At 46.0% G+C, this 26,250-nt stretch carries 25 protein-coding genes and 4 tRNA genes; 14 read left to right on the top strand and 15 right to left on the bottom strand.

The window, feature by feature from the left end:
• Window position 1: 1 nt before the first annotated feature.
• The 9 genes from tolR to J2W69_RS11455 form a co-directional block, all read right to left on the bottom strand.
• Entirely contained in the window at window positions 2-433 is a 432-nt protein-coding gene (gene tolR / locus J2W69_RS11415) for a protein TolR (RefSeq protein ID WP_310278357.1), read from the bottom strand.
• Window positions 433-1,116, bottom strand: coding sequence for a protein TolQ (gene tolQ, locus J2W69_RS11420; protein ID WP_473091925.1), 684 nt, complete (start codon window positions 1,114-1,116; stop codon window positions 433-435). Before tolQ ends, tolR begins: the two co-directional genes overlap by 1 nt.
• Window positions 1,091-1,516 carry a tol-pal system-associated acyl-CoA thioesterase gene (gene ybgC, locus J2W69_RS11425; protein WP_310278363.1) on the bottom strand — a complete coding sequence of 142 codons (426 nt, stop codon included), beginning with the start codon at window positions 1,514-1,516 and terminating at the stop codon, window positions 1,091-1,093. The genes tolQ and ybgC overlap by 26 nt, the downstream gene beginning before the upstream one ends.
• Before the next feature lie 725 nt (window positions 1,517-2,241).
• Window positions 2,242-3,252, bottom strand: a complete 1,011-nt coding sequence (gene ruvB, locus J2W69_RS11430) for a Holliday junction branch migration DNA helicase RuvB (protein ID WP_008899235.1) — start codon at window positions 3,250-3,252, stop codon at window positions 2,242-2,244.
• A gap of 34 nt (window positions 3,253-3,286) precedes the next feature.
• Window positions 3,287-3,910 carry a Holliday junction branch migration protein RuvA gene (gene ruvA / locus J2W69_RS11435; RefSeq protein WP_310278366.1) on the bottom strand — a complete coding sequence of 208 codons (624 nt, stop codon included), beginning with the start codon at window positions 3,908-3,910 and terminating at the stop codon, window positions 3,287-3,289.
• 28 nt (window positions 3,911-3,938) lie between these two features.
• A complete protein-coding gene (gene ruvC / locus J2W69_RS11440; protein WP_310278369.1) occupies window positions 3,939-4,460 on the bottom strand; it encodes a crossover junction endodeoxyribonuclease RuvC in 522 nt (173 codons plus the stop codon).
• On the bottom strand, window positions 4,460-5,200 hold the full coding sequence (locus J2W69_RS11445) for a YebC/PmpR family DNA-binding transcriptional regulator (RefSeq protein WP_310278372.1): 741 nt from the start codon (window positions 5,198-5,200) through the stop codon (window positions 4,460-4,462). The genes ruvC and J2W69_RS11445 overlap by 1 nt, the downstream gene beginning before the upstream one ends.
• A 103-nt stretch (window positions 5,201-5,303) precedes the next feature.
• Window positions 5,304-7,079, bottom strand: a complete 1,776-nt coding sequence (aspS, locus tag J2W69_RS11450) for an aspartate--tRNA ligase (protein ID WP_310278375.1) — start codon at window positions 7,077-7,079, stop codon at window positions 5,304-5,306.
• Between the two features lie 152 nt (window positions 7,080-7,231).
• Window positions 7,232-10,024 (bottom strand): transporter substrate-binding domain-containing protein, encoded by a 2,793-nt coding sequence (locus J2W69_RS11455; RefSeq protein ID WP_310278432.1) that lies wholly within the window; start codon window positions 10,022-10,024, stop codon window positions 7,232-7,234.
• 122 nt (window positions 10,025-10,146) lie between these two features.
• On the opposite strand from J2W69_RS11455, the gene J2W69_RS11460 reads away from it, so the two are divergent.
• The 8 genes from J2W69_RS11460 to J2W69_RS11495 all read left to right on the top strand — a co-directional run bounded on the left by J2W69_RS11460 (window position 10,147) and on the right by J2W69_RS11495 (window position 16,643).
• Window positions 10,147-10,986 (top strand): DUF72 domain-containing protein, encoded by an 840-nt coding sequence (locus J2W69_RS11460; protein ID WP_310278378.1) that lies wholly within the window; start codon window positions 10,147-10,149, stop codon window positions 10,984-10,986.
• A gap of 64 nt (window positions 10,987-11,050) precedes the next feature.
• Window positions 11,051-11,794: a carboxy-S-adenosyl-L-methionine synthase CmoA gene (gene cmoA, locus J2W69_RS11465; RefSeq protein WP_310278381.1), complete on the top strand. Its 744-nt coding sequence runs from the start codon at window positions 11,051-11,053 to the stop codon at window positions 11,792-11,794.
• Window positions 11,791-12,756, top strand: coding sequence for a tRNA 5-methoxyuridine(34)/uridine 5-oxyacetic acid(34) synthase CmoB (cmoB, locus tag J2W69_RS11470; protein WP_310278383.1), 966 nt, complete (start codon window positions 11,791-11,793; stop codon window positions 12,754-12,756). The genes cmoA and cmoB overlap by 4 nt, the downstream gene beginning before the upstream one ends.
• A gap of 15 nt (window positions 12,757-12,771) precedes the next feature.
• Window positions 12,772-13,701, top strand: a complete 930-nt coding sequence (locus tag J2W69_RS11475; RefSeq protein ID WP_310278386.1) for a LysR family transcriptional regulator — start codon at window positions 12,772-12,774, stop codon at window positions 13,699-13,701.
• Window positions 13,679-14,086, top strand: coding sequence for a hypothetical protein (locus J2W69_RS11480; protein WP_310278389.1), 408 nt, complete (start codon window positions 13,679-13,681; stop codon window positions 14,084-14,086). The genes J2W69_RS11475 and J2W69_RS11480 overlap by 23 nt, the downstream gene beginning before the upstream one ends.
• 142 nt (window positions 14,087-14,228) lie before the next feature.
• A complete protein-coding gene (purM, locus tag J2W69_RS11485; protein ID WP_310278391.1) occupies window positions 14,229-15,272 on the top strand; it encodes a phosphoribosylformylglycinamidine cyclo-ligase in 1,044 nt (347 codons plus the stop codon).
• Between the two features lie 8 nt (window positions 15,273-15,280).
• On the top strand, window positions 15,281-15,931 hold the full coding sequence (purN, locus tag J2W69_RS11490) for a phosphoribosylglycinamide formyltransferase (protein ID WP_310278395.1): 651 nt from the start codon (window positions 15,281-15,283) through the stop codon (window positions 15,929-15,931).
• Complete coding sequence (locus J2W69_RS11495; RefSeq protein WP_310278399.1) at window positions 15,912-16,643, top strand: DUF3108 domain-containing protein; 732 nt, start codon at window positions 15,912-15,914, stop codon at window positions 16,641-16,643. Before purN ends, J2W69_RS11495 begins: the two co-directional genes overlap by 20 nt.
• 21 nt (window positions 16,644-16,664) lie before the next feature.
• On the opposite strand, the gene J2W69_RS11500 is transcribed toward J2W69_RS11495, so the two are convergent.
• Window positions 16,665-17,429, bottom strand: a complete 765-nt coding sequence (locus J2W69_RS11500) for a class II glutamine amidotransferase (protein ID WP_310278402.1) — start codon at window positions 17,427-17,429, stop codon at window positions 16,665-16,667.
• 160 nt (window positions 17,430-17,589) lie between these two features.
• On the opposite strand from J2W69_RS11500, the gene fadE reads away from it, so the two are divergent.
• On the top strand, window positions 17,590-20,052 hold the full coding sequence (gene fadE / locus J2W69_RS11505) for an acyl-CoA dehydrogenase FadE (RefSeq protein ID WP_310278405.1): 2,463 nt from the start codon (window positions 17,590-17,592) through the stop codon (window positions 20,050-20,052).
• Between the two features lie 214 nt (window positions 20,053-20,266).
• Here the strand turns inward: fadE and J2W69_RS11510 are convergent.
• The 4 genes from J2W69_RS11510 to J2W69_RS11525 form a co-directional block, all read right to left on the bottom strand.
• Window positions 20,267-20,343 (bottom strand) — tRNA-Pro (locus J2W69_RS11510).
• Window positions 20,344-20,362: 19 nt separating this feature from the next.
• Window positions 20,363-20,438: transfer RNA gene (locus J2W69_RS11515), tRNA-His, on the bottom strand.
• Window positions 20,439-20,465: 27 nt separating this feature from the next.
• Window positions 20,466-20,542, bottom strand: a tRNA-Arg gene (locus tag J2W69_RS11520).
• Window positions 20,543-20,571: 29 nt separating this feature from the next.
• Window positions 20,572-20,648: transfer RNA gene (locus J2W69_RS11525), tRNA-Pro, on the bottom strand.
• Window positions 20,649-20,891: 243 nt separating this feature from the next.
• Between J2W69_RS11525 and folD the strand changes: the two genes are divergently transcribed.
• Entirely contained in the window at window positions 20,892-21,749 is an 858-nt protein-coding gene (folD, locus tag J2W69_RS11530; RefSeq protein ID WP_310278408.1) for a bifunctional methylenetetrahydrofolate dehydrogenase/methenyltetrahydrofolate cyclohydrolase FolD, read from the top strand.
• A 63-nt stretch (window positions 21,750-21,812) separates the two neighbouring features.
• On the opposite strand, the gene cysS is transcribed toward folD, so the two are convergent.
• The gene (gene cysS / locus J2W69_RS11535) at window positions 21,813-23,192 is read right to left on the bottom strand and encodes a cysteine--tRNA ligase (RefSeq protein ID WP_310278411.1); all 1,380 of its coding nucleotides are present in this window, start codon (window positions 23,190-23,192) and stop codon (window positions 21,813-21,815) included.
• Between the two features lie 139 nt (window positions 23,193-23,331).
• On the opposite strand from cysS, the gene J2W69_RS11540 reads away from it, so the two are divergent.
• The 4 genes from J2W69_RS11540 to J2W69_RS11555 all read left to right on the top strand — a co-directional run bounded on the left by J2W69_RS11540 (window position 23,332) and on the right by J2W69_RS11555 (window position 26,118).
• Window positions 23,332-23,826 (top strand): peptidylprolyl isomerase, encoded by a 495-nt coding sequence (locus J2W69_RS11540; protein ID WP_008899254.1) that lies wholly within the window; start codon window positions 23,332-23,334, stop codon window positions 23,824-23,826.
• Window positions 23,819-24,562, top strand: coding sequence for a UDP-2,3-diacylglucosamine diphosphatase (gene lpxH, locus J2W69_RS11545; protein ID WP_310278415.1), 744 nt, complete (start codon window positions 23,819-23,821; stop codon window positions 24,560-24,562). Before J2W69_RS11540 ends, lpxH begins: the two co-directional genes overlap by 8 nt.
• 13 nt (window positions 24,563-24,575) lie before the next feature.
• On the top strand, window positions 24,576-25,343 hold the full coding sequence (gene miaE / locus J2W69_RS11550) for a tRNA isopentenyl-2-thiomethyl-A-37 hydroxylase MiaE (RefSeq protein WP_310278418.1): 768 nt from the start codon (window positions 24,576-24,578) through the stop codon (window positions 25,341-25,343).
• A gap of 175 nt (window positions 25,344-25,518) precedes the next feature.
• Window positions 25,519-26,118, top strand: a complete 600-nt coding sequence (locus J2W69_RS11555) for a Yip1 family protein (protein WP_127686252.1) — start codon at window positions 25,519-25,521, stop codon at window positions 26,116-26,118.
• The last annotated feature ends 132 nt before the right edge of the window (window positions 26,119-26,250 follow it).

Consider the following 26,250-nt stretch of genomic DNA (forward strand, 5'->3'; position numbering starts at 1 on the left):
CTTAGTTTTGCTCCACATCGTCAGTCATTAAACCAACGGAAGGGGCACCGGCATCTTTCAGCAAGTTCAGTAACTGGATAATGGAAGAGTAGTTAACACGGCCATCCCCTTTAATAATCACTTGGGTGCCAGGTTCTAACTGCAAAGTGCCAGCCACTTCCAACTGCATTTCCTGAGTGTTAAATGGACCTTTGTTCACGCCATCTTTTTCAAAATAATACAAACCGCCTTCATCCACAGTCGCGACCAAGGGGGTTTTGCCATCTTTCATCTGCTCTATAGGCTCGGCATCTGATTTAGGTAACTCAACTTTTACACCTTGTGTGATGATAGGTGTCGTTACCATAAAAATAATCAACAGCACCAACATAACATCTATGTAGGGAACTACGTTGATCTCGGCCACCATACGGCGCTTTTTGCGGACGTACATTAGTTGTTTTCTCCGTTGGCCATCGCCTGACGGTGCAGAATATTAGCGAACTCTTCGACAAAGTTTGCGTAGGCACTTTCCAGCATTTCCACTTTATGAGAAAACTTGTTGTATGCAATAACAGCAGGAATAGCTGCAAATAAACCAATGGCTGTTGCGATCAAAGCTTCAGCAATACCTGGCGCAACCATGGCCAGTGTGGCCTGTTGTACTGCTCCTAAGGCGATAAAAGAATTCATGATGCCCCAGACAGTACCAAACAGGCCGATGTAAGGGCTGATTGACCCCACAGTGGCCAAAAATGGTAAGTGCATTTCCAGACGCTCTACTTCACGCGACAAACCAACACGCATAGCCCGTTGAGTGCCTTCCATCACAGCACCAGATTGACGGCTGTTTTTATGTAAACGGGCAAACTCTTTAAAACCTGCTTTAAACAGAGCTTCCACACCGTTCACTGTGACTTTAGCGCTGACTTCATTGTAGAGTTTCGACAGGTCTATACCCGACCAAAACTTGTCTTCAAATTGCTTTGTTTCTTCAACTGCAATATTCAGTGCCTTGTTGCGCTGGATGATCATGGCCCACGACATGACAGACATGCCCACTAACAGCAGCATAACCAGCTGCACCACTACACTAGCGTGAAGAATTAAATCAAGAACTGATAGTCCGCCTGTCACCAGATAACACCCCTAAAACATCGCGAGGTATTGCACTCGCTTTCATTAATGATAGTTTCACGCAGGCAATACTAACCTGCGCTGAACAAAGTAATTCTGCATCCGCGTTGTAGATTTCCTGCCAAAATACCAAACTGGCCTTTTTTAACTGCCTAATCTCACTTTTTACCAACAAAAGCTGGTTAAACCTTCCCGGCTTATGGTTTTCCATCTGCACACTTTTCACAACAAAACCAATATCCTGACGAAGCAACAGGTCTTGTTCGACACCTAAACTTCGAAGCCATTCTGTTCTGGCTCTTTCAAAGAATTTCAGATAGTTAGCATAATATACTACGCCACCAGCATCGGTGTCTTCGTAATATACTCTGACCGGAAATTCAAACACCTCAAGCATCATACTTTTTCGTCATCCAAATTGGCCGCTATGATATTGGAGGCCACAGCTGAACTCAACAGGGCGACCCTGCTCAGCACTAAATATTTTTATTCCGGGATTATTTCAGGGTCTTTAAAAAACCTATGGTTCTGATATTCACGAAAAGTTTCATCTTCGCGATGGATGGGGAAAAAACCGCGACTAATGGTTTTTTTCACGGTTCAAAAGTTTTTCATGTAAAAATTAGTAATTCCCAACAACCATCCACCTTATTCAGCCAGCCTTAATTTTCAAGGCTTTGGTAGCTGCAGTCAGATAAATTCGATTAAAATTCACCCAAAGAAGATATTTATTCAGATTAGTAAACCTAATGTCAAATCTCAATTTTTCTAGTTTGAAGTAATTGCACTAACTCCCTAAAATGCCTCCGTGTTCTGAGCTAGCGCAAAAGTTCCGGCCCTTGTGCCCCAACTTTAGTGATGAATACTGGTGATGTGATTATCTGTTCGAAGATGATTATGTTGCTTCTCAACATGTTCCCTGGATTTTGAAGATTTACTTCAACTTGTTGCATTCGCCCGCTAATTTAGCGGGCTTTTTTTATTCGCCGCCATCCATGGCGCTCACCCTAAAGGGCCAATGCTTCGCATTGTTCAAAATCGCTCCCGGCGATTTTGTTATTCGATCTGCGATACTTTCTTGCCAACAGACAGCTATTTTCTCTCTATCGTAGTGTCAAGGTATCGTTAATTCGATTCTGGTAAATCAAAACCAAAGTGTTTGTAGGCTGCTGGGGAGACAATGCGGCCTCGTGGCGTGCGCTGGATAAAACCTTGTTGAATTAAAAAAGGCTCTATCACATCTTCAATGGTTTCTTTCTCTTCGCCTATAGCAGCTGCAAGGTTATCCAGCCCTACAGGGCCACCGCCAAATTTTTCGATGATAGCGAGCATCAGCTTACGGTCCATATAGTCAAAACCACTGGCGTCAACGTCTACCATATGCAAAGCAGCTGAGGCTATTTCCACCGGTACCAGACCATTGGATTTGACCTGAGCAAAATCTCTGACTCTTCGCAGCAGACGGTTAGCAATACGAGGTGTACCACGGGAGCGCCGGGCTATTTCTGTCGCTGCTGGCAGTTCAAGTTCTAAATTCAGATAGTGCGCTGAGCGTAAAATAATTTGTGCCAGCTCATCCACTTTATAAAATTCCAGTCGTTGCACTATGCCAAAGCGGTCACGTAGTGGCGAAGTTAAAGCACCGGCTCTGGTGGTTGCGCCTATTAAGGTAAAAGGCGGTAACTCCAGCTTGATAGAACGGGCAGCAGGCCCCTCGCCTATCATGATGTCCAGCTGATAGTCTTCCATTGCCGGGTATAAAATCTCTTCAACAACAGGGCTTAATCGGTGGATTTCATCAATAAACAGCACATCGTTGGGCTCCAGATTAGTCAGAAGCGCCGCTAAATCACCGGCCTTCTCCAGCACAGGACCTGAGGTGTTTTTAATATTCACGCCCATTTCATTGGCGACCACCATAGCCAGTGTGGTTTTACCAAGACCAGGCGGGCCGAAAATCAGCAAATGATCCAAAGGTTCCCCACGACCGCGGGCTGCTTCGATAAAAATGGCCATTTGCTCTTTGACATGGGACTGCCCCGTATAATCCGCCAGGGATTTGGGACGGATGGCGCGGTCAATCAGTTCATCTTCGCGACTGGCTTTGGTATCGATCAGACGATCGGCTTCTATCATGAGTCTTCCTGGTTAAATCAAGATTAGATCTGGTTTAAATCATACTGCGCAAAGCCAGTTTGATCAGCTGTTCGCTGGTCATATCGGCCTGCTTAATTTTTTGTACTGCTTTGCTGGCTTGCAACAGGCTATAACCTAAAGCCACTAACGCACTGATCGCATCTTGTTCTGCGCTTTCGACCAGTTCAAAAGAATCCACTTCATCACCAGCCAGTACTAAATGATCAGTGACAGGAGTGCCTGGAGTCAGCCCCCAGTCTTTTAAGCGATCTCGCATTTCAATCAATAAACGTTCTGCTGTTTTTTTACCAACACCAGGTAACTTCACCAGGGTGCTGATATCGTCATGCTGCACACAACGCACAAACTGCTGCGCTGACAGGCCAGATAAGATAGTAAGAGCTAACTTCGGCCCTATACCATTGGCTTTTATTAACTGCCGAAATAAAGCCCGCTCAGGGCTGGTGTGAAAACCATAAAGAAGCTGTGCATCTTCCCGCACCACAAAATGGGTGTAGATCACAGCCTCTTTGCCGACTTCTGGCAGTTTATAAAAGCTGGTTAATGGCAACTGAACTTCGTAACCCACACCTGCAACATCTATTAATAAATCCGGCGCCTGTTTTTCTAAAATAACACCACGTAATAATCCAATCATTATATCGACGTCCAGAATACAGAAAAAATCAGCGCAGGCGGCCGCGTACTGTTTTGGTGGCCTGCCCTGCCATGTGCAATAAACTTTGGTGAGTATGCCCGTGACACATAGCCACGGCAAGAGCGTCGGCGGCATCTGCCTGCGGATTACCTGGCAGCTTCAGCAAGGTGCGGATCATATGCTGCACCTGAGTTTTGTCGGCAGCTCCAGTACCGACCACTGCTTGCTTCACCTGACGGGCTGAGTATTCAAAGACTTCAAGCCCAGCATTTTTTGCAGCGACAATAGCAGCACCACGCGCTTGCCCGAGCTTTAAAGCGGAGTCCGGATTACGCGCCATAAAAACTTGTTCTATAGCAAAGACATCAGGCTGGGTTTGCTGAATAATTTCGCTGACACCATCAAAAATTTGCTTTAACCGCTCAGGTATATCCGTCAGAGTTAAACGAATACAACCACTGGCCATATACTCAAATTTCTGCCCTGTCTGGCGTACCACCCCGTAACCCGTTAAACGGCTGCCGGGGTCAATACCAAGGATGACAGCCATTAAGGCACTAACGCCATGACGTCATCCGCAATCTCTGCATTGTGGTAAACGTTTTGTACATCGTCGAAATCTTCCAGCATGTCGATCAATTTAAAAAACTTCACCACATGCTCCGCATCCATTTCAGCTTTGACGGAAGGCACCATAGTAATTTCAGCATCATCAGCTACCAGTTTTGCAACGTCTAAAGCTTCACGTACATCGTTGAAACTATCAGGGCTGGTGATCACTTCAATGCTGCCATCTTCATGGCTGACCACATCTTCAGCGCCAGCTTCTAAAGCGACATCCAGCACTTGATCTTCAGATAAACCCGGTGCAAAAGAGATCATACCTTTTTTACTGAATAAGTAGCTGACAGAACCCGCTGTGCCCATATTGCCGTATTTGGTAAAAGCACTGCGAACATCAGCCACTGTGCGCTTATGGTTATCGGTCAAAGTTTCAACCACTATAGCCACACCACAAGGACCATAACCTTCATACACCAGCTCTTCATAATTGCTGCCATCCTGCTCGCCTGCGCCTCGTTTAATAGCCCTGTCTATTGCGTCACGGGTCATATTATTTAAAAGCGCCTTAGCCACAGCAGTGCGTAAGCGTGGATTAGCATCCACATCAGCGCTGATACGGGCTGAGACGGTCAGCTCACGAATAAGTTTAGTGAAAATCTTAACCCGCTTAGCATCCTGACGAGCCTTGCGGTGCTTCATGTTAGCCCATTTACTATGACCAGCCATGTGCATACTCCATGAAAAAAGAAGCGGCTAAAGCCGCTTCCAGATAGTTAAATAGCATTAAAACAACAAAACACTATTACTTCGACAGATCGAAACAGAGTGCTTATTGTTTTTTCACCACCTGAATACCCAACTCAGCCAGTTGCGCCGGATTGGCTTCACCTGGTGCATCAGTCAATGGACAAGCGGCAGTGGCTGTTTTTGGAAAGGCCATTACATCACGAATTGAAGTAGCCCCTGTCATTAACATCACCAGACGGTCTAAACCAAAAGCTAAACCCGCATGTGGAGGAGCGCCATAACGTAAAGCTTCCAATAAGAAACCAAACTTCTCAGCGGCTTCTTCATCACTGATCCCCAGTAACTGGAATACTTTGGCTTGCACTTCAGGGGTATGAATACGTACAGAACCACCGCCTAATTCAGTGCCGTTTAATACCATATCGTAGGCATTGGATAACAAGGCTCTGTGATCCAGTTTATCCATTTCGGTGGCCAGAAATTCCGCAGTGTCCAAAGGTGATGTAAAGGGATGGTGTACAGCCGAGAAGCTGCCATCATCGTTTTCTTCGAACATTGGGAAATCAACAACCCAGAGTGGTTTCCAGCCCTGCACTGTTAAAGCTAAATCTTCACCTAACTTCAGACGCAGCGCGCCCATAGCTTCACAGACTACTTTGTAGCTGTCTGCGCCGAAGAAAATTAAGTCGCCTGTAGTAGCTTGGGTACGGTTTAAAATTTCGCTGATAATTTCAGGCGTTAAAAACTTAGCAACCGGAGACTGAATACCTTCAGCGCCAGCGTTAATATCATTTACCTTTAACCAGGCTAAACCTTTAGCACCATAAATGCCGACAAAAGCTGTGTAGTTGTCGATGTCTTTCCTTGAGACTTTTTCAGCGGCACCAGGTACTTTTAGCGCAACAACACGACCTTTTTTATCGTTCGCAGGGCCTGAGAATACTTTAAACTCCACTTCTTTTAACAAGTCTGCCACGTCAACAAACTGCATAGGATTACGCAGATCCGGTTTGTCTGAACCATATAAACGCATGGCTTCGTTGTAAGTCATGCGAGGCATTTTGCCTAAATCGACATTCAACAGTTGCAGAAACATCTGGTGAACCATTTGTTCTGTCACTTCCATCACTTGCTCAGACGTCATGAACGAAGTTTCAATATCAATCTGAGTAAATTCAGGCTGACGGTCAGCCCGTAAATCTTCGTCACGGAAACATTTCACGATTTGGTAATAACGGTCTAAACCCGCCATCATCAGCAATTGTTTAAACAGCTGAGGTGATTGTGGCAAAGCGAAAAACTGACCTTTGTGTGTGCGGCTTGGCACTAAATAGTCACGGGCACCTTCAGGTGTCGCTTTGGTCAGAATTGGCGTTTCAACATCTAAAAAGCCGTTACTATCCATGAAGTTACGCACAAAGCTGGTCACTTTAGCGCGGAACTTTAAACGGTCGCTCATCAGAGGACGGCGTAAATCAATATAACGGTACTTTAAGCGCTGCTCTTCGCTGTTGTTCTGGTTTGGATCCAAAGGCAAAGGCGCTGATTTATTCAGGATCGTCAGGCTGGAGGCATAAACTTCCACTTCACCTGTGGCCATTTCGCTGTTGACCTGAGACTCTGGACGGGCACGCACTGTGCCTGTTAATTGCACACAAAATTCGTTGCGTAGATCTGCAGCCTGAGAGAATAAGTCTGTTAAGTCCGGATCAAAAAATACCTGAACCAGACCTTCGCGGTCGCGTAAATCAATAAAAATCAAACCACCTAAATCACGACGACGGTTTACCCAACCACATAATGAAACCTGTTGACCTATGTTTTCTGCCTTTAATGAACCGCAATAATGGCTACGCATTAACTTATCCTTTCAATCGAACTTTAATCTGCCTGCGAAAATGAGCGCTAATTATATAGAAAAGACGCTTAATGTCACTGCTCTTAAGGTCTGTTGAGGTTTGGAAATTGAATTTTGTTCGTCTGAGCAGTGCTTTGACCGCAAAACGAGGATTAGCGGCTAAAACGATATTGGCTTTTGCCTTGTTGCTTGACCTGATACATCAGCTTGTCGGCAGACTTTAATAAAGTTGCCGCATCTGTGCCGTCATGCGGGTAAATAGCTATGCCAATGCTGGCGCCTACGCTGGCCTGGCACACCGACAAAGCCAGTGGTTCCTGCAGATAAAGTAATATTTTTTCTGCCACTATGGCCGCATCATCTTTATCAACCAGACCTGTTAATAAAATCACAAACTCATCGCCACCAAAACGAGCCACGGTATCCGTTTTCCGTACACAATGACTCAAAAGCGCAGATAACTTCACCAGCATCTCATCGCCCACATCATGCCCATACTGATCATTCACCAGCTTAAAACCATCCAGATCAATAAACATCAGCGCCAGCATTTCGTTATGGCGGGCATGCTGATGCAATGCGGTTTGCAGACGTTCAATCAGCAGACTGCGGTTTGGTAATTGGGTTAAATCATCGTGGCCTGCCATAAAACGCATTTTTTCTTCGATTTTACGGCGTAAATTCACTTCACGGCGCAAGGAGAAATTCCAGATTAAAAAGCCAACAATAACCAGCAGTGATACAGCGGCGATTTGCAGCACAAGCCGGATCACCCGGCTTTGATCCAAGCCCTGTTTGATTTCCAGATGCAGCCATTTGTCCTGAAGGTTCTTCCTGTCTGCATCGTTGATTGTTTTTATACCTTTATTCAGGATCAGCAGAAGCTCAGGCAAATCTTTATGCACACCAAAATAAGAAGGGTAAACTGCCAGATCAGTTGGTACGTAAGCTCTTAAATTAACATAGCGGGGATCTCGCATGGCAATGCCTGAAGCCACTACAGTATCCAGTGCAAAATCAGCCTGCCCCGCAACGACCATCTCCAGACCTTCATCTAAGCTATCCACCGGGATAATTTTATGCTGCTTGAAGTCTTTTTTTAGCTGTTTTGCATATTGGTAGTCACGCATCACAGCGATACGTTTTCCGTCCATATCTGCCACTTTGGTGTCAAATCTGGCATCGTGTTTACCTATCAGGATCCATTGCAAAGTCCAGTAATCTATGCTGAATGCACTGTAACTACGACGCTCTGGTAAATCTGAAATATTGGCCACCATATGCAACTTTCCGTCTTTAAAATCTGCCAGTAACTGCTCCCAGTTACTGTAGGGCTGCGGCACAAAATGCACGCCCAGGCGTTGATTCAGCAGTTTCAGCAAATCAGTAGTAATGCCCTGAGCTTCGCCTTTTTCATCCACAAATTCCACCGGACGCCAGTTGCTCATCACGCCAACCCGGATCTGCTGATGTTGATTTAACCATTGTCGCTCGGCTGCTGTTAAAGGCACTTTGTCGCGAAATGTCTGAAAATAGCCCCCAGCCTCTTTATCCAGCCAGCGACTTTCAATCTCAACCATTTCATCCAGACTGATTTGTGAAAAACCTTGTTGGATCTTTTGATACAACTCTTCATCTTCGGTGCGGATCAGAGAGTACACTGCAGATCCATAACGAATTCCCGGAAAGACTTTAAGGCTGCCCTGACTGCTGTTTTGTTGCAGACGCGCGCGAACTATGACATCAGAGGCTAAAAAACCGCTTAATTGATTCTTTAACACTGCTTCAATCATCTGATCAACGGTATCAAAGACTTTCAATCTTGCATTTGGAAATTGCTGTTGCAGCTGCGGACCCAGACTAGCTGTATGCAATAAGCCGAATGTGGCACCTTTGAGTTGCTCTTGATCAGTCAAATCAGAGCTACTGTTGTAAAACAAAGAGGAGTAAATATTATATAAATGGTAGGCAGGTTTCAGACCGGTGAATTTTTCCGCATTTTCAACCTGAGCCATTTGCACATCAATACGGCCTCTACGCAAATAGGCCAGGGAATCTTCCGACTGATTGGGTACAAAGCTGATAGCAACGCCGGTTTTTTTTGACCACAACCGCCATAAATCAACAAAAACCCCTTGTACATCCCCTATAGAGCTGACGTGCATAAAAGGCTGGTTGCCAATAGATACGCCCACTAACAAGGTATCCGGGTCTGTATCCACACCGAGCCATTTCCGCTCTAATTGATCTCTGAACGCCATATCTACAGCATCAGCCGCAGCGTTTAACTGCTGCAACAATAGCGCTTGATTCTGTCCGACCGCAAAAGTCAGCTCGATCTTTCGCACCGGCACTTTTTTATAGACAGGATAAAATGTCATCAGCTCTTTATAACGGCCATAACGGGGTGGTAATCGATCAAGACCGGTAAAAGCTTTAATTTCGCCTCTTAAAGCAGAGTCATACATTTGAGAGACTGAGTCGTAATGTTTGAGTACCAGATCGGGTTGTTGTTGGGTCAGGCTGTCAATGTGAGTGGATCGCTCAACCACGCCCACCAGATGAGGCCTTAAATCAGTTAAGTTATGAACTCCGGCCAGATCGCGATGCACAAACACATTGCTGAAAATATCCAGATAACTTTGGCCTAATAAATAAGCGTGTTCCCTTTCAGCAGTTCGCCCCAGGCCACCGTGTAAATCAATGACACCAGTGCTCAGCATACTCAGCGTATCAGCCCAGTCAGCAGCCACAAATTCTGTTTTAATGCCCTGCTGTCTGGCGATTTCTTGCCAGTAATCCACCACTAAACCTGCTGGCTGGCCTTGCTCATCAACAAACATATAGGGATAAGTGTCGCTGGAGATCCCTATTTTCAGCGAAGCAGGAAGTGAACTGACAGCTGCAGAGTCTTGCGCCTGCAAAGTACAGCCCATAAGTAACACAAACAACAACAGCAACTTTTTTATCATGTTGAAGATAGAATTTTCACCTTGGTTTAACAGCCCGAATGCAGCGATAATGCGCGTCTTAATGTTCCTGAAACCTCTTACAACGGAAATCGCAGATGCTTTATCTTGGCTGCCCGGTCTGGGCCAACCCCCAGTGGAAAAACCTGATATTTAACAGCAAGCTGGATCCGTCAGACTTTCTTGCTAACTATAGTCGGTATTTCAACTCTGTAGAGGGCAACACCAGCTTTTATGCTGATCCTTCCCCCCAGACTGTCATGCGCTGGAAGGAACAAAGTAGCGATGGCTTCCGTTTTACCTTAAAAGTTCCTAAGCGGTTGAGTCATCAGTTTCAACAGTTCCAGCATGCTGAGTTACAACTTTGGCTTGATCTGATAGCACCATTGGCGGACAAATTAGCAATGGTTCATTTGCAGCTGCCTGCATATTTTTCGCCAGAGCATGTAAGCTGGCTCAAACAAATGCTCAATGCCCTATGTTCATCCTTTTCTGTAGCCGTAGAAGTGCGCCATCCGGTGTTTTTTGATAAAGCAGAACATGAAATAGGCCTGAACCGTTTATTGCGTGACTTTGATGCAGAGCGGGTGATTTTTGACAGCAGAGCTTTATTTTCAGTGCCAGCTACTACTGCAGCATTACTGGATGCGCAGCGAAAAAAGCCTTATTTACCAGTGCATGCTGTGGCTTTGACTAAACAGCCTATGCTGCGTTTCGTCGGCACTGATGATATGGCTATCAATCAGCATTATTATCAACCCTGGCTGGGGAAAGTCCGGCAATGGCTGGATGAAGGTAAAACGCCTTTTTGTTTTTTTCATAGCCCGGATAATTTAACTGCTCCGCAGTTAGCCCGGCAGTTTGTGTTGGATTTAGGTATCGATCATCCAATACAGGCCCCCTGGCCTGAACAGCAAAGCCAGCTTAGTCTGCTTTGATTTCGCCCAAAGGCCAAAATACGTTAAACTAGCCGCCAATTACAGGTATGAAGTTATTCCATTGATGCAAAAAGATCATATTTACGCTGACCCTTTGGGCCATATTCAGGATTTTTGTTTTGACTCTGCCGTGGTTGATGTCTTTCCGGACATGATCCAGCGCTCTGTGCCTGGCTATCAAACCATTATTCAGACCATAGGCAAGCTGACCCAACGTTTTCAGCAAGCCAACAGCAATTATTATGACTTAGGTTGTTCGTTAGGAGCTGCCAGCTTAGCTATGCGCCGCCAGATCACTGAATCTGGTTGTCAGTTAATAGGCGTGGATAACAGCGCAGCTATGGTAGAACGCTGCACCAGCCATTTACAGGCTTTTCGCTCTGATGTACCAGCTACTGTATTGCTGGCAGATATACGCAATATCCCTATGGAAAACGCTGCAGTCATAGTGAGTAATTTCACGCTACAGTTTTTAGCCAAAGAAGACAGAGCCCGCCTGATTGAGCGCATTTATCAGGCGTTGAAACCAGGTGGCATTTTTGTGTTGTCGGAAAAAATTATCGAACCCGATACCACCACGCACGAGCTGCTGATTGATTTACATCACGACTTTAAACGCGCCAATGGCTACAGCGAGCTGGAAATCAGCCAAAAACGCACTGCGCTTGAAAATGTGATGCGCCCCGACAGTCTGGCTGAACATAAAGCGCGATTGTCTGCTGCAGGCTTTGAACATATCAGCCTGTGGTTTCAGTGTTTTAACTTTTGCTCTATGGTCGCAATAAAAGCAACAGAGGAGCAACGATGAGCCGTTTTCAAAGTTTTTATCAGCAAATTGCTGCGAATAAGCTGGTGCACTGGCTGGAAACATTACCGGCTCAACTGAAAAATTGGGAACAGGACGCTTTGCATGGCGATTTTAAGCAATGGCAAAAAGTACTGGACCATTTGCCTGTTGCACCGAAAAACTGTGTTGAACTGAAAAATAAAGTCGAATTTGGCCTGCCAGAAGATTTAAATGACGGCCAGAAACAGCGGCTTGAAGTGCTGTTGCGACAATTGATGCCATGGCGCAAAGGCCCTTTTACTGTGCATGGATTAACCATTGATACTGAATGGCGGTCTGATTGGAAATGGGACAGAGTTTTACCTCATATCAGCCCGCTTCAACACAGAACAGTGTTGGATGTGGGCTGTGGCAGTGGTTACCATCTGTGGCGGATGACAGGTGAAGGTGCCGAATTTGTCGTAGGTATTGACCCTTCACAGCTGTTTTATTGCCAGTTTGAAGCAATCAAACATTTTAATCCCGATCCCACTGTGCATCTGTTACCTGTTGGCATAGACGATATGCCGGAGCTAAAAGCTTTTGATACTGTGTTTTCTATGGGCGTGTTGTATCACCGCCGCTCCCCAGTCGACTTCTTAGTTCAGTTAAAACAACAACTGCGCCCAGGCGGTGAACTGGTGCTGGAAACTCTGGTGATTGAAGGCGATGAACAAGCCGTATTAGTGCCCACTGACCGCTACGCAAAAATGCGTAATGTCTGGTTTATTCCAAGTACAGCGGCATTGTTGCTTTGGTTGCAGCGGGTCGGTTTTAAAAACGCCAAAGTGGTGGATCTATCTGTCACCAGTCTGGATGAACAACGTAAAACCAGTTGGATGGAAAATGAAAGTCTGATTGATTTTCTCGACCCAACTGATCATAGTAAAACCATTGAAGGCTATCCGGCGCCACTGCGTGCTGTGATAGTAGCTCAGGCTTAGAATAAAGGAACCTTGATGCCATACCGCCCCAAGTCAACCATGGAACAATGGCGCATACTACAAGCTGTAGTGGATGCGGGGGGTTATGCTCAGGCCGCTGATTTACTGAATAAAAGTCAGTCTTCACTGAATCATGCGGTAGCAAAATTGCAGTATCAGCTGGGTGTGGAACTGCTGGAAGTCAAAGGCCGTAAAGCTTTTTTAACTTCGGCGGGCGAAGTGATGTTACGCCGCTCCAGGTTGTTAACCCAACAAATTGAAGATTTGGAACTGTTGGCTTCCAATATTAATGTCGGATGGGAGCCAGAAATTCGCATTGCGGTGGAGTTAATTTACCCGAAAAAATATCTGTATCAGGCGCTGGCAAAGTTCCATCCTGTTTCCCGTGGCAGCCGAATTCAGATTATAGATACTGTGATCACTGGCTCCACCGAAATGATTATTGAACATAAGGCAGATTTAGTCATAGCAGCGTCACCCAGTGTACCTAAAGGTTATATAGGTGAACCTTTGACCGTGACCCAGATGCTGCCTGTGGTGGGGCAAGCTCATGTGCTGGCACAGCAGCCAGAACTGGATTTAAATGAGCTGAGTCAACATTTACAGATAGTGATCCGGGATACGGCCAGCAAACCTAAAGATGTAGGCTGGCTGCGGGCGGAACAGCGCTGGACTGTAAATAATTTTTTTGAAGCTATAGATATACTGAAAAGCGGTATTGGGTTTTGCTGGTTGCCTGGATTTCTGATCGAAGATTTGGTCAAAACCGGCGTTCTGGTCAGCCTTAGTATTCCATTAAGTTCAGCCCGTGTTGTGCCTTTAGCTTTAATTACACCCAAAGAAGAAACATTGGGGCCTGGCAGCCGTCAGTTACGAGAGCTGTTATTAGCCGAACATAAAAACTACCAGTCAGGGGATAATAATGAATCACCAAGAAGTTACTGAATTAATGAAAGTGACAGCACAGGATGCTGTTGTTTATGCGGCAGAAGAGCATCAGGTGCTGCTGGATTTCAGCCTGGACAGCTTAACCCTGGTCGACGAAATACTAAGCGAGCTGTACTTACGTCAACAGGAACAACGTCATGCTGATGAGGTGTTGTTTACTTTATCCAACGTATTTGGTGCTTATACAGGTGAAGTTTTTATTCATCATGTTGGTGGTCAGTGGTATCACGATGAATCGGCTCCTGAAGCCCCTTACATTTGTGTTCATTACAATGGTAAAGAGTTTCCTTTTGCATCTTTGGTTTATCACCAGATCGCCAAAACCCCAAGTGCCAGTTTACGCAATTATGTAGGTCAGGCCATGAGCAATGTGATGCAATAACAGGTCTTTGGCACAGAGTTCTGAGGCGGTTCCGGTCGCATTCGCATATGCTGTGCAGTAAATCCTTTTGTCTGGCGGCTTTACAAGGTAAAATGCCGCCAATTTTTTTGGACCTTCACTTTTTAGCCATTTGGGGATTGCCGTGAGCGAGCAAAAAACGTCGTTAAGTTACAAAGACGCTGGTGTGGATATTGATGCCGGTGAGGCCTTGGTTGACCGTATTAAAGGTGCAGTAAAACGCACAACCCGTAAAGAAGTAATGGGCGGTTTAGGCGGCTTTGGTGCTTTGTGTCAAATCCCTGCTGGCTATAAAGAGCCGGTACTGGTATCGGGCACTGACGGTGTGGGTACTAAATTGCGTCTGGCGATGGACTTAAAACGCCATGACGGCGTAGGTATCGATTTAGTCGCCATGTGTGTCAATGACATAGTGGTTTCAGGTGCTGAACCTTTATTTTTCCTCGACTACTACGCCACTGGCAAGCTGGATGTCAATACTGCTGCTACTGTTGTTGAAGGCATAGCGACAGGCTGTGAGCTGGCGGGTTGTGCTCTGGTAGGCGGTGAAACTGCTGAAATGCCAGGTATGTACCATGGCGAAGATTATGACATCGCAGGTTTTAGCGTAGGCGTGGTTGAAAAGTCTGAAATTATCGACGGCAGCAAAGTAAAAGCCGGTGATCAGCTCATTGCATTAGCCGCTTCTGGTCCTCATTCCAACGGTTTTTCGTTAATTCGTAAAGTGCTGGAAGTCAGCGGTCAGGATCCTCAGACCATGCTGGAAGGCAAAACTATTGCCGACCACTTGTTAGAACCGACCCGCATTTATGTGAAAAATTTACTGGCATTGATTAAATCCATGCCAGTCCATGCTTTGTGCCATATCACTGGCGGTGGCTTCTGGGAAAATATTCCACGGGTATTACCAGAAAACACTCAGGCAAAAATCATTGAGAGCAGCTGGCAGTGGCCTGCTATTTTCAGCTGGTTACAACAGCAAGGCAATGTGGAACGTTATGAAATGTACCGCACCTTTAACTGTGGTGTAGGCATGATCGTCGTAGTTCCTGCCACTCACTTAGATGCAGCTTTAGCCCAGTTAAAAGCAGCAGGCGAAAACGCCTGGCACTTAGGTGAAATCAATCAGGTTGCTGCCGACCAGGCTCAAGTTGTGATTGAAGGCTAAACCCAACCATGAAATCTATTGTGGTACTGATTTCAGGCAGTGGCTCCAATCTGCAGGCTATCTTAGATGCCTGCAGTGCAGGTTTTATCGCAGGTAAAGTCACAGCTGTGTTATCGAATAAAGCTAAAGCGTATGGCCTGGAAAGGGCAAAAAAAGCCGGAGCTAAAGCCTTGGTGCTGGATCATAAAGCTTATGAAGACCGTACTTCTTATGACAAAGCTTTGATTGAAACTATTGATCAGCATCAACCTGATTTGGTGGTACTGGCTGGTTTTATGCGTATTTTAACGCCTGAATTTGTCCAGCATTATCAAGGCCGCTTACTGAATATTCATCCTTCGTTATTGCCGAAATATCAAGGCTTGAATACCCATCAGCGCGCTATTGATGCAGGCGACACTGAACATGGCTGCTCAGTGCACTTTGTCACTGCAGAACTGGATGGCGGCCCAGTCATTTTACAAGCCAAGGTTCCGGTTTTTCCTGGCGATGATGCTGATGCAGTTGCAGAGCGCGTACACGAACAGGAACATCGCATTTATCCATTAGTTGTACGCTGGTTTTGTCAGAACCGTTTACAACAGCAGTCAGATAAGGCATTGTTAGATGGCCTTTTATTGTCTGACCATGGATATGCAAATGACCAGGATGACGAATAAATGGCGCCTTAGTGCGTCATTTTTTTTACTCTTTTCAAGCCTCTTGTCTGCTGAAGAACCTGCAGCTGTGCCTTCAGCTCAGTTATCAACCTTTGAAGCCAGTTACAATGTATTGCGTTCCGACAAAAAACACGGTGAAGCCAAACGTTATGTAAAAACCACTGAACAAGGTTATGAGCTGGGCTACAGCAGTGATATTAGCTGGCTGATTTTCACTGATAAACGCTCTGAACAATCTTTTTTTAGTGTCAAAGATGGCCGTATTCAACCCAGCCGTTATGTGATGCAGCGCACTGGCTCGGGCCCAAACCGTTATTACGAGTTGAACCTGAACTGGGAAAACAAAGAGCTAAGGGTTGGCAAATCTAAAAAGGCCAAAGCTGTGCAATGGAACCAGCAATGGCTCGACCCTTTGAGTTACCACAGCCAACTGGCATTGGATTTAAAAGCCGGTAAGACTGAATTTATGTATCAGGTGCTGAACCGTCATGGTGAGGAACGTGAATACAGCTTTAAAGTGGCTGGCGAAGAATGGTTATCTCTGCCCTACGGCAAAGTAAAAGCGATACGGATTGAACGCACAGGCACAGGCCCTGACAAACAAGTAGTGGCCTGGGTAGCACCGGAACTGGATTATTTGTTGGTTCGTTTATGGCAGGCTGAAGAAAAGGTCGAACAGTTTGATATTCAGCTGGCGACTTTAAAGCAGTAAAAATACCTTAACCAGAGCCGCTTATTGCGGCTCTCCTGCCTTAAACAATTGTGACTGGCCACTGCTCATTATCTGCCATTGCTCATTTGAGGTCAGTGGCAGAGTCGCAATAATAGTCACTACATCCTTTTCAGTGGTTTCTTTTGAAAAATCAATATCTACATCCATATCAGACAGCAGTGCCACACCAAAGGGCGCTCTTCTGGTGATCCAGTGCAATTTAGTACTGCAATACGCCAGCAAGTAATCGCCATCTGATATCAACAAATTAAACACACCTAACTGCTGCAACGCCGGACACAGAGTAGCCAGATAATCAAATGCCTGTTTCATATCTGCAGGAGCAACCGGAAATTGTTGCTCAAGCGCATTGAGCAGATAACAAAATGCATGCTCGCTGTCAGTCTGCCCCACCACAAGATGCTGCCCGACAGCCAAACCCTCATAGCCCTTCAGTTGGCCATTATGAGCGTAAGTCCAGTATTTACCCCATAAAGTACGGGTAAAAGGATGTGTATTCTCAAGCCCCACTCCACCGCTGTTCGCCTGACGGATGTGCGCCACCACAGCGGTACTTTTAATGGGGTAGTCACTGATAAGCCGAGCAATTTCAGACTGATAACTCGGATCGGCATCTTTAAAAGTACTGACCCCTTTGCCCTGATAAAAAGCCACGCCCCAGCCATCTTTATGTGGACCCGTCTTGCCACCCCGCTCTCTTAAGCCTTTAAAGCTAAAACAGATATCGGTCGGCACATTGGCTGACATTCCTAATAACTCACACATAGATCAGATAGCTTCCTATACTTGGTAACACGACAGACTGAAGCTGCAACAAAAGTTGACAGTAAACCAGACTGCAAAGTAAGGAATTACTTGCATCTTTGCAACAGGCACACTACTCTAAGCCAACAGTGGTCAGACCTCTAGTTCTCAGGAGTAAATTATGGATGTGTTATTTTTTTGGGTAGCCTTGCTTGGCACAGTCGCCGTGCTCGCCTACCACAGGGCAAGTTTAACTATGTTTACAGCGTTGATCGCTGCTTTATTAGCTGTTGCAACTTTCACTGATACAGTGGGTGTGGTCAGCTGGATCCTGTTTTTAATAGTCGCAGTACCATTAAATGTCGCCAGCATACGTCAACAGTACTTAACCAAGCCGCTGCTGAAAATGTACCGCAAAATTATGCCGGAAATGTCGACCACAGAAAAAGAAGCTATTGATGCCGGCACCACCTGGTGGGAAGGCGATTTATTCCGTGGTACGCCAGACTGGCACAAGTTGCACAACTATCCAAAGCCACGTTTAAGTGCGGAAGAGCAGGCGTTTTTAGATGGCCCTTGTGAAGAATTACTGGCCATAGTCGATGACTGGCATACCACTCACGAACGTGCTGATTTATCACCAGAGGTGTATCAGTACCTGAAAGATCATGGCTTCTTTGCGATGATCATCAAAAAGCAATACGGTGGTCTGGAGTTTTCTGCTTATGCCCAGTCTTGTGTACTACAAAAATTAACCAGCAAAAGCATGGTGTTATCCAGCGTCGTTGGTGTGCCTAACTCTTTAGGCCCTGGTGAGCTGCTACAACATTATGGGACTAAAGAGCAGCAGGACCACTACCTGCCTCGTTTGGCCAAAGGGTTAGAAATTCCTTGTTTTGCGTTAACCAGCCCGGAAGCAGGTTCTGATGCCGGCGCTATTCCGGACGTAGGTATAGTTTGTAAAGGCGAATGGGAAGGCCAGGAAATTATTGGTATGCGCCTGACCTGGAACAAGCGTTATATCACGCTGGCTCCTATTGCGACCGTATTGGGTTTAGCCTTCAAAATGCAGGATCCGGACGGCTTGTTAGGCGACAAAAAAGATTTAGGTATCACCTGTGCTTTAATCCCTGTTTCTACCCCTGGCGTTAAAATTGGCCGTCGTCACTTTCCGCTGAACGTGCCATTCCAGAATGGTCCTACTCAGGGTGAAGAAGTTTTTGTGCCACTGGATTACATCATAGGTGGTCCAAAAATGGCTGGTCAGGGCTGGCGTATGCTGGTGGAATGTTTGTCTGTAGGCCGTGCTATCACGCTGCCGTCCAACAGCACTGGTGGTATCAAAGCTGCCGCCTTACTGACAGGTGCTTATGCCCGTATTCGTCGTCAGTTCAAGCTGCCTATTGGTAAAATGGAAGGTATTGAAGAAGCCTTAGCCCGTATTGGTGGTTATGCTTATATGGCAGAAGCTTCGACTACTATGTCGGTAGGTTCTATCGACTTGGGCGAAAAGCCATCTGTTATTTCCGCTATCACTAAATACCATATGACAGAGCGTATGCGTCAGGTGACTATTGATGCGATGGACATTCATGGTGGTAAAGGCATCTGTATGGGCCCGAACAACTATTTAGCCCGCGGTTATCAGGGCGCTCCTGTTGCCATCACAGTGGAAGGCGCCAATATTCTGACCCGTAATATGATTATTTATGGTCAGGGTGCAATTCGTTGCCATCCATTTGTATTGGCTGAATTACAGGCTGCTGGTTTAGAAGATGAACGTGCCGCTGTTACTGCTTTTGATCATGCTTTGTTTGGTCATATTGGTTTTAGCATCAGCAACTTCTTCCGTGCTTTATGGTTAGGGGTAAGCAATTCAGCCTTCTCTGCCAGCCCGTATTCGGATGCAACAGCTAAGTACTACAAACAAATGAACAGATACAGCGCTGCGTTGGCACTGATGTCTGACGTTGCTATGGGTACTATGGGTGGTGACTTAAAACGCCGTGAGCGTATCTCTGCCCGTTTAGGCGATATGTTGTCCATGTTGTATCTGACCTCTACTGTACTGAAGCGTTATAACGACGATGGCCGTCCGGCTCAGGATCTACCTTTAGTGCAATGGGCTTGTGAAGACAATATGTACAAAGCTCAGGTCGCACTGGATGAAATGCTGGATAACTTCCCGAATCGTATCGTTGGTTCAGTTCTTGGTAAGCTGTTATTCCCTTGGGGTCGTACTTTACGTAAACCTTCAGATCAGCTGGATCATCAGGTGTCGCGTATTATGCAAACACCTTGTGAAGCCCGTAGCCGCTTAGCGACACACGTCTATCTGACGCTGGAGCCAAACAACCAGATCGGTTTAATTGAAAAAGCTCTGACGGATATTCTCGCCGCTGAGCCTATCTTCGACAAAGTGGTGCATGCAGCCAATAAACGTCTGCCATTCTTCCGCTTACACGAAGTAGCAGCTTTAGGTTTAGAGCTGGGTGTGATCACTGAAGCTGAAGCAGAGAAGCTGCGAGTGGCTGAACAAGGCCGTCTGCACACCATCAACGTGGATGATTTTGATCCACTGGAACTGGCTGCTGATAAGTCACTGTTTGATAAAAAACCAAAAGCTAAGTCTGCTGCCGCTTAAGTTGCAACTGCTCACATCGAGCCTGCCCTGTGCAGGCTTTTTTTTGCCTGTAGCAATGCATGGTTCAGAGATTTAGACAAAGAGATAAGCTCAAGGGGATCATTGAACAGGAACAAAAGAATGTGGAGTTTGTAGTGTTGTTTGTTGTATCGAAGATTTTCAGAACTACAGAAAGCAAAAAACAGCATTGCTGCTGTTATTTTTACTGGGAAAATGGTCGGTGATGCAAGATTCGAACTTGCGACCCCTTGGACCCAAACCAAGTGCGCTACCAAGCTGCGCTAATCACCGACATATAACCTAGTCTAAATGGGGTGGCTGATGGGGCTCGAACCCACGACAACCGGAATCACAATCCGGGACTCTACCAACTGAGCTACAGCCACCACGGTAGAACTTTACTATTGTTGCAATGGCGCGCCCGATAGGACTCGAACCTATGACCCACGGCTTAGAAGGCCGTTGCTCTATCCAGCTGAGCTACGGGCGCCAAATTCGAGGCCGCTAGGCTCTCTTAAATGGTCGGTGATGCAAGATTCGAACTTGCGACCCCTTGGACCCAAACCAAGTGCGCTACCAAGCTGCGCTAATCACCGACTTCGCTACACTACTGCAACGGGGCGGAATATTACAGCCCAACCCTTGGAGCGTCAAACCTTTTTTGCAGCTAAAAAACTGATTGCTTAATATTTGAACCTATTTGCTGTAAAAGGCATCAATAGCGCGAAAATATGCTGTTTTTTTAACTTTTTACGCCAGTTAAACTGATCTGCTTGGCCTCTTTGCCGTAGCTGTGCGAAAATACAAATCCTCAGGTTTCAGGTCAACAGAGCAGTTTTATGGCAGCACAAATCATAGATGGCAAAGCGGTAGCTCAATCTACCCGTCAACAGGTCGCATTAAGAGTTCAGCAACGCCTTGCAGCAGGAAAAAGAGCTCCGGGCCTTGCGGTAGTACTGGTAGGTATGGATGCAGCCTCTCAGGTCTATGTAGGCAGCAAACGTAAAGCCTGTGAAGAAGTAGGCTTTGAGTCTTTTTCTTATGATTTGCCTTCAGGTACAACTCAACAACAGTTATTCGATTTAATCGACAGCTTAAACGCTGACACTAAAGTGGACGGTATTCTGGTGCAATTGCCTCTGCCAGCAGGCTTAGACGCCTCCGCTATTCTGGAACGTATCAATCCACTGAAAGATGTCGATGGTTTCCACCCATACAATATTGGCCGATTAGCTCAGCGTATGCCTGCCCTGCGCCCTTGTACGCCAAAAGGCATTATCAAACTACTGCAAAGCACCGGTATTCAAATCCGAGGCATGGATGCAGTAGTTGTAGGCGCATCCAACATTGTAGGCCGCCCTATGGCGCTGGAGCTGTTATTAGCAGGTTGTACTACAACCGTCTGCCATAAGTTTACCAAACAGCTGGAACAGCATGTCCGCCGCGCTGATTTAGTGGTGGTGGCTGTAGGCAAGCCTGAATTTATTCCTGGCGACTGGATTAAACCTGGCGCGCTGGTGATTGATGTAGGTATTAACCGTTTAGAATCCGGCAAACTGGTAGGTGACGTTGAATTTGATAAAGCAAAGGAGCATGCACGTTTTATTACCCCAGTGCCAGGTGGTGTAGGCCCTATGACGGTAGCTTGCCTGATTGAAAATACCTTAGAAGCGTGCGAGCAGTTCCACGATCAATAGTCAGATACAGGTATGAATGAAAAATAGGCAGAGCTACAACTCTGCCCTTTTTATTGGCTGTTATTAGCCCCGACGCCAGGTGGTAACACCTGCCTTGTCTTCCAGAATAATACCCTTAGCCACCAAAGCATCACGGGCAGCATCAGCTGCAGCCCAGTCTTTGTTAGCTCGTGCAGTATTACGCTCTGTGATCAAGGCTTCAATTTCAGCCACATCATCTGAATCCGTACCTGACTGTAAAAAGGTCTCTGCATCACCTTGCAAAATACCCATCACGCTGCCGAGCTTAATCAGCAGGCCAGCCAACTGTGAGGCTTTGGCCGGATCTGTGGCTTTTTCTTTATTGATATCACGCGCCAGCTCAAACAGCACAGGCAAAGCCAGAGCTGTATTGAAGTCATCATCCATAGCAGCGCGGAAGGTTTTGACATAGTCACTGTTCATATCGACGTCTGTCGCAGGAGTGACTTCACGCAAGGCTGTGTACAAACGGCCTAAAGCCGAATGCGCCTGCAGCAAGTTTTCAGCCGAATAGTTCAACTGGCTGCGGTAATGGCTGGAGATCAGGAAATAACGCACAGCTTCAGCGTTGTAATCTGCCAGCACATCTTTGACAGTAAAAAAGTTGCCTAAAGATTTAGACATCTTTTCTTTATCCACCTGCACCATACCTGTATGGATCCAGGTATTAACGTACGGTGTGTCATGCGCGCAGCAGGATTGAGCAATTTCATTTTCATGGTGCGGGAACTGTAAATCTGAACCACCACCGTGAATATCAAAATGCTTGCCTAAATGTTTTGCACTCATAGCAGAACATTCGATATGCCAGCCAGGACGGCCTTCGCCCCATGGTGATGACCAGCTTGGCTCATTAGGTTTGGCCATTTTCCACAAAACAAAATCCAGTGGATCGTCTTTGGCCTGATCAATTTCAACCCGGGCGCCGGATTGCAGCATATCGAGGTTCTGTTGACTCAATTGGCCATAGGCTGCGTATTTACTGACATCAAACAGCACATCACCGTCAGAGGCTATATAGGCATAACCTTTAGCCACTAAAGTTTCAATCAGCTCAATAATTTCGGCCATATGAGTGGTGACCCGGGGCTCAATATCGGCAGGCATTAAACCCAGTGCTTTGAAATCCTCATGCATAGCGACCGTATAACGGGCCGTTAAAGCGTCACAGCTTTCGCCATTTTCATTGGCTCTTTTGATGATTTTGTCGTCCACATCTGTGATGTTACGCACATAAGTGACGTCATAACCGCTGAAACGTAAATAACGGTTCATCACATCAAAAGCCACATAAGTACGGGCGTGACCAACATGACAGAAATCATAAATAGTGATGCCGCAGACATACATAGAAACTTTGCCAGGCACTAAAGGCACAAAGGACTCTTTTTTACGGGTCAGGGTATTAAAAATCTGCAGCATGGGCTCCTCGGGAAATCATCAAATCATCGGTCACAAAGTGCAACAGTGTAACATTAGCAAATGTCTTGAGCTATCCTCGCTTTGTGATCTCCAATAGCTGCGGTACACTATCGCCGTTTTTAAGCCACAGGAGATGATCATGGTTAGCTTACATACCAATTTTGGTGTTATAAAACTGGCATTATTTGCCGACAAAGCCCCTGCAACAGTCGAAAACTTTTTGAATTACGTCAAAGAAGGTTTTTATGACAACACCATTTTTCACCGTGTGATCAATGGCTTTATGATCCAGGGTGGCGGTTTTACTCCTGACATGGAACAAAAAGAACCAGGCAATCCAATCAAAAACGAAGCAAATAACAAAGTGGCGAACAAAGCCGGCACTGTGGCTATGGCCCGTACCAGCGATCCACATTCTGCCACCTGCCAGTTTTTTATTAACGTAGCCAACAACGACTTTTTAGATTTCAGCTCAGAAACTTCTCAGGGTTGGGGTTACTGTGTATTTGGTGAAGTAGTGGAAGGTATGGATGTGATCAACAAAATCAAAACTGTGTCCACTGGCCGCAAGTTTGGTCATGCTGACGTACCAAATGATGCAGTGATCATCGAAAAAGCAGAAATCCATGGCTAAAGGCCACAGCCTTTTTATTGCCGATCTGCATTTAAGCGAACAACGCCCGGATATTACCGCGGCGTTTTTGCTTTTTTTACAGCAAAAAGCCGCAGAAGCCGATGCGCTTTATATTCTGGGCGACTTGTTTGAAGTCTGGATTGGTGACGATAACCCCTCGCCTCTGCTGACTGAAGTTGCCACAGCCATCAAAGCTTTAACAGCTCAGGCTGTGCCTGTATATTTTTGCCATGGCAACCGCGACTTTTTACTCGGCAAAAAATTTGCTAAGCGCTCTGGCATGCAGTTGCTTGATCCTCTGACTGTGGTCGATTTATATGGTACTCCTACTTTATTGATGCATGGGGATTCGCTGTGCACTCTGGATATTGGTTATCAAAAATTTCGGGCCTGGTGGGATCAAAAGTGGTGGCAAAAGCTAATACTGTCGTTACCGCTGTGGTACCGGCAACATCTGGCACGCAAAGCACGCCGTGTCAGTGCTATGGATAAAAAAGGCAAAACATCCGACATTATGGATGTAACACCAGATGAAGTGCCCAAAGTGATGGCTCAACACCAAGTGCAGCATTTAATTCACGGTCATACCCACAGACCTGCAGTACATTCATTGCAAGGTGCCGATGGCAGCGCAGCACAACGTTATGTGTTAGGTGACTGGTATAGCCAAAGCTCTTATCTGGATGTTTCCGCCTCTGACTGGCAACTGTACTTTAACCCGCTGTCCCAGGCTTAATGCTGAGATTTTTATGAGTTTTACCGAATTACTTCAGCCTATTCATCAATTTTTACAGTGTGAAACGCCGGACAGCTGGTTAGTGGAGGCGCAAAAACCAGAGCGTTTGGCCGTGTTATTACAGGACCATTTGATCTGTGAATTAAAAGCGGCTCAAACCGCTATGTATCTGCTACGCCGTTATGCCTGTGACAAAGACAGCTCTTTAACCTTACTGAACTGGCTAAAGCCTTTTGAAGACTTCGCTTATCGTTTTGATGGGGATATTCAAAGTTTAAAGCAGGCTGAAAAACTGAATAAAAGTATTATAGGCCGTTCTGATTTTGTTCACTCGGATCGTATTATTGACCGTATGGTGTTGTTGATACGCGAAGAGTTGCATCATTTTTGTCAGGTGCTGGAGATTATGCTGGACAGAGGCATTCCCTACGAAAATATCACGGCCAGTCGTTACGCTAAAACCCTGATCCAGAATTGCAAAACTCATGAACCGCAAATTCTGATCGATAAACTGATATGTGGCGCTTATATCGAAGCCCGTTCCTGTGAGCGCTTCGCTAAACTCGCTGAATTTGTTGACCCGGAGTTAGCCAGCTTTTATACCTCTTTGCTACGCTCCGAAGCCAGGCATTTTGCTGATTATCTGGAACTGGCTCAGGTGATCTCCAAATCCGATATTACCGAACGGGTTCGCTTTTTCGGTAAGCTCGAAGCTGAACTGATCTCAAGCCCGGATCCGGATTTTAAGTTCCATAGCGGTGCCCCCATGACGGCCATTTAAGGCCGTTATTTTTCGCCATTTAAACCTCTGTCTCTGCTGCTCTGATAACGCTTTGCTCTGCTTAGTATAGATTTTCTGCTTTAAACTTGACGAACCTCGTTCTATTAGCCATAACAAAGGTAAGGGTTTGTTCTGTGCCCTGTAATGAACAACGTAGTAGCCAAGGATAACAACTATGATTTTAAACCACTTATGGGGACTGTATGCCCATCCGAAAGAAGAATGGCATACGATAGACGCTCGTCACGAAAGTTTCAGATACAGTTTAATTCACATCCTGCTGATTGCCCTAATCCCTTCTCTTTGTGCTTATTATTCGGCAGTACACATCGGCTGGAGCATAGGTGTGGGTGAACCTATACGTTTAACTGCAGACAGCGCCATGATGCTTTCTGTTGCTATGTATGTAGCATTGATAGGCGGAGTCTTCGCGCTGGCTTATCTGGCACACTGGATGGCTCATACTTTTGGTTCTGAACCTACCTATACCCAGACACTGGAATTAGCCTCTTACACTTCCACACCACTGTTTATGGTAGGTTTTGCTGCTTTATTCCCTGAACTCTGGTTTGTGATGCTGGTGGGTTTGGCAGGCTTAACTTATTCGGTGTATTTGCTTTATGTAGGTGTGCCTATTCTGATGCATATTCCTGAAGAGCGCGGCTTTATTTATGCCAGCTCAGTGGTCACTACAGGCTTAATTCTGCTGGTGTGTGTGATGACAGCCACCGCTATTTTATGGAGCTCAGGTTTCGGTCCGGCCTTTACGCATTAGTTTGTACACTAATAACTTTTTAAAACCGCGATTTCAGTAATCGGCATAGGGGCGATCAATATTGTTGATCGACCCCTGCCACACCACCCTGCATGCGGGTCCGCACAGGGCGGTTCGGGAAGTTGAGGTCAT

The sequence above is a fragment of the Rheinheimera soli genome (genome assembly GCF_031457405.1).
GTDB lineage: Bacteria > Pseudomonadota > Gammaproteobacteria > Enterobacterales > Alteromonadaceae > Pararheinheimera > Pararheinheimera soli_A.

Bases quoted from the DNA above. Each gene is read 5' to 3' on its own strand.
- ruvC (WP_310278369.1), bottom strand. From the start codon at position 4,460: ATGGCTGTCATCCTTGGTATTGACCCCGGCAGCCGTTTAACGGGTTAC.
- J2W69_RS11460 (WP_310278378.1), top strand. From the start codon at position 10,147: ATGCTTTATCTTGGCTGCCCGGTCTGGGCCAACCCCCAGTGGAAAAAC.
- J2W69_RS11480 (WP_310278389.1), top strand. From the start codon at position 13,679: ATGAATCACCAAGAAGTTACTGAATTAATGAAAGTGACAGCACAGGAT.
- folD (WP_310278408.1), top strand. From the start codon at position 20,892: ATGGCAGCACAAATCATAGATGGCAAAGCGGTAGCTCAATCTACCCGT.
- cysS (WP_310278411.1), bottom strand. From the start codon at position 23,192: ATGCTGCAGATTTTTAATACCCTGACCCGTAAAAAAGAGTCCTTTGTG.
- miaE (WP_310278418.1), top strand. From the start codon at position 24,576: ATGAGTTTTACCGAATTACTTCAGCCTATTCATCAATTTTTACAGTGT.
- ruvA (WP_310278366.1), bottom strand. From the start codon at position 3,910: ATGATTGGATTATTACGTGGTGTTATTTTAGAAAAACAGGCGCCGGAT.
- cmoB (WP_310278383.1), top strand. From the start codon at position 11,791: ATGAGCCGTTTTCAAAGTTTTTATCAGCAAATTGCTGCGAATAAGCTG.
- J2W69_RS11540 (WP_008899254.1), top strand. From the start codon at position 23,332: ATGGTTAGCTTACATACCAATTTTGGTGTTATAAAACTGGCATTATTT.
- fadE (WP_310278405.1), top strand. From the start codon at position 17,590: ATGGATGTGTTATTTTTTTGGGTAGCCTTGCTTGGCACAGTCGCCGTG.
- tolR (WP_310278357.1), bottom strand. From the start codon at position 433: ATGTACGTCCGCAAAAAGCGCCGTATGGTGGCCGAGATCAACGTAGTT.
- J2W69_RS11445 (WP_310278372.1), bottom strand. From the start codon at position 5,200: ATGGCTGGTCATAGTAAATGGGCTAACATGAAGCACCGCAAGGCTCGT.
- J2W69_RS11495 (WP_310278399.1), top strand. From the start codon at position 15,912: ATGACCAGGATGACGAATAAATGGCGCCTTAGTGCGTCATTTTTTTTA.
- aspS (WP_310278375.1), bottom strand. From the start codon at position 7,079: ATGCGTAGCCATTATTGCGGTTCATTAAAGGCAGAAAACATAGGTCAA.
- cmoA (WP_310278381.1), top strand. From the start codon at position 11,051: ATGCAAAAAGATCATATTTACGCTGACCCTTTGGGCCATATTCAGGAT.
- ybgC (WP_310278363.1), bottom strand. From the start codon at position 1,516: ATGATGCTTGAGGTGTTTGAATTTCCGGTCAGAGTATATTACGAAGAC.
- J2W69_RS11500 (WP_310278402.1), bottom strand. From the start codon at position 17,429: ATGTGTGAGTTATTAGGAATGTCAGCCAATGTGCCGACCGATATCTGT.
- ruvB (WP_008899235.1), bottom strand. From the start codon at position 3,252: ATGATAGAAGCCGATCGTCTGATCGATACCAAAGCCAGTCGCGAAGAT.
- J2W69_RS11555 (WP_127686252.1), top strand. From the start codon at position 25,519: ATGATTTTAAACCACTTATGGGGACTGTATGCCCATCCGAAAGAAGAA.
- J2W69_RS11475 (WP_310278386.1), top strand. From the start codon at position 12,772: ATGCCATACCGCCCCAAGTCAACCATGGAACAATGGCGCATACTACAA.
- lpxH (WP_310278415.1), top strand. From the start codon at position 23,819: ATGGCTAAAGGCCACAGCCTTTTTATTGCCGATCTGCATTTAAGCGAA.
- purN (WP_310278395.1), top strand. From the start codon at position 15,281: ATGAAATCTATTGTGGTACTGATTTCAGGCAGTGGCTCCAATCTGCAG.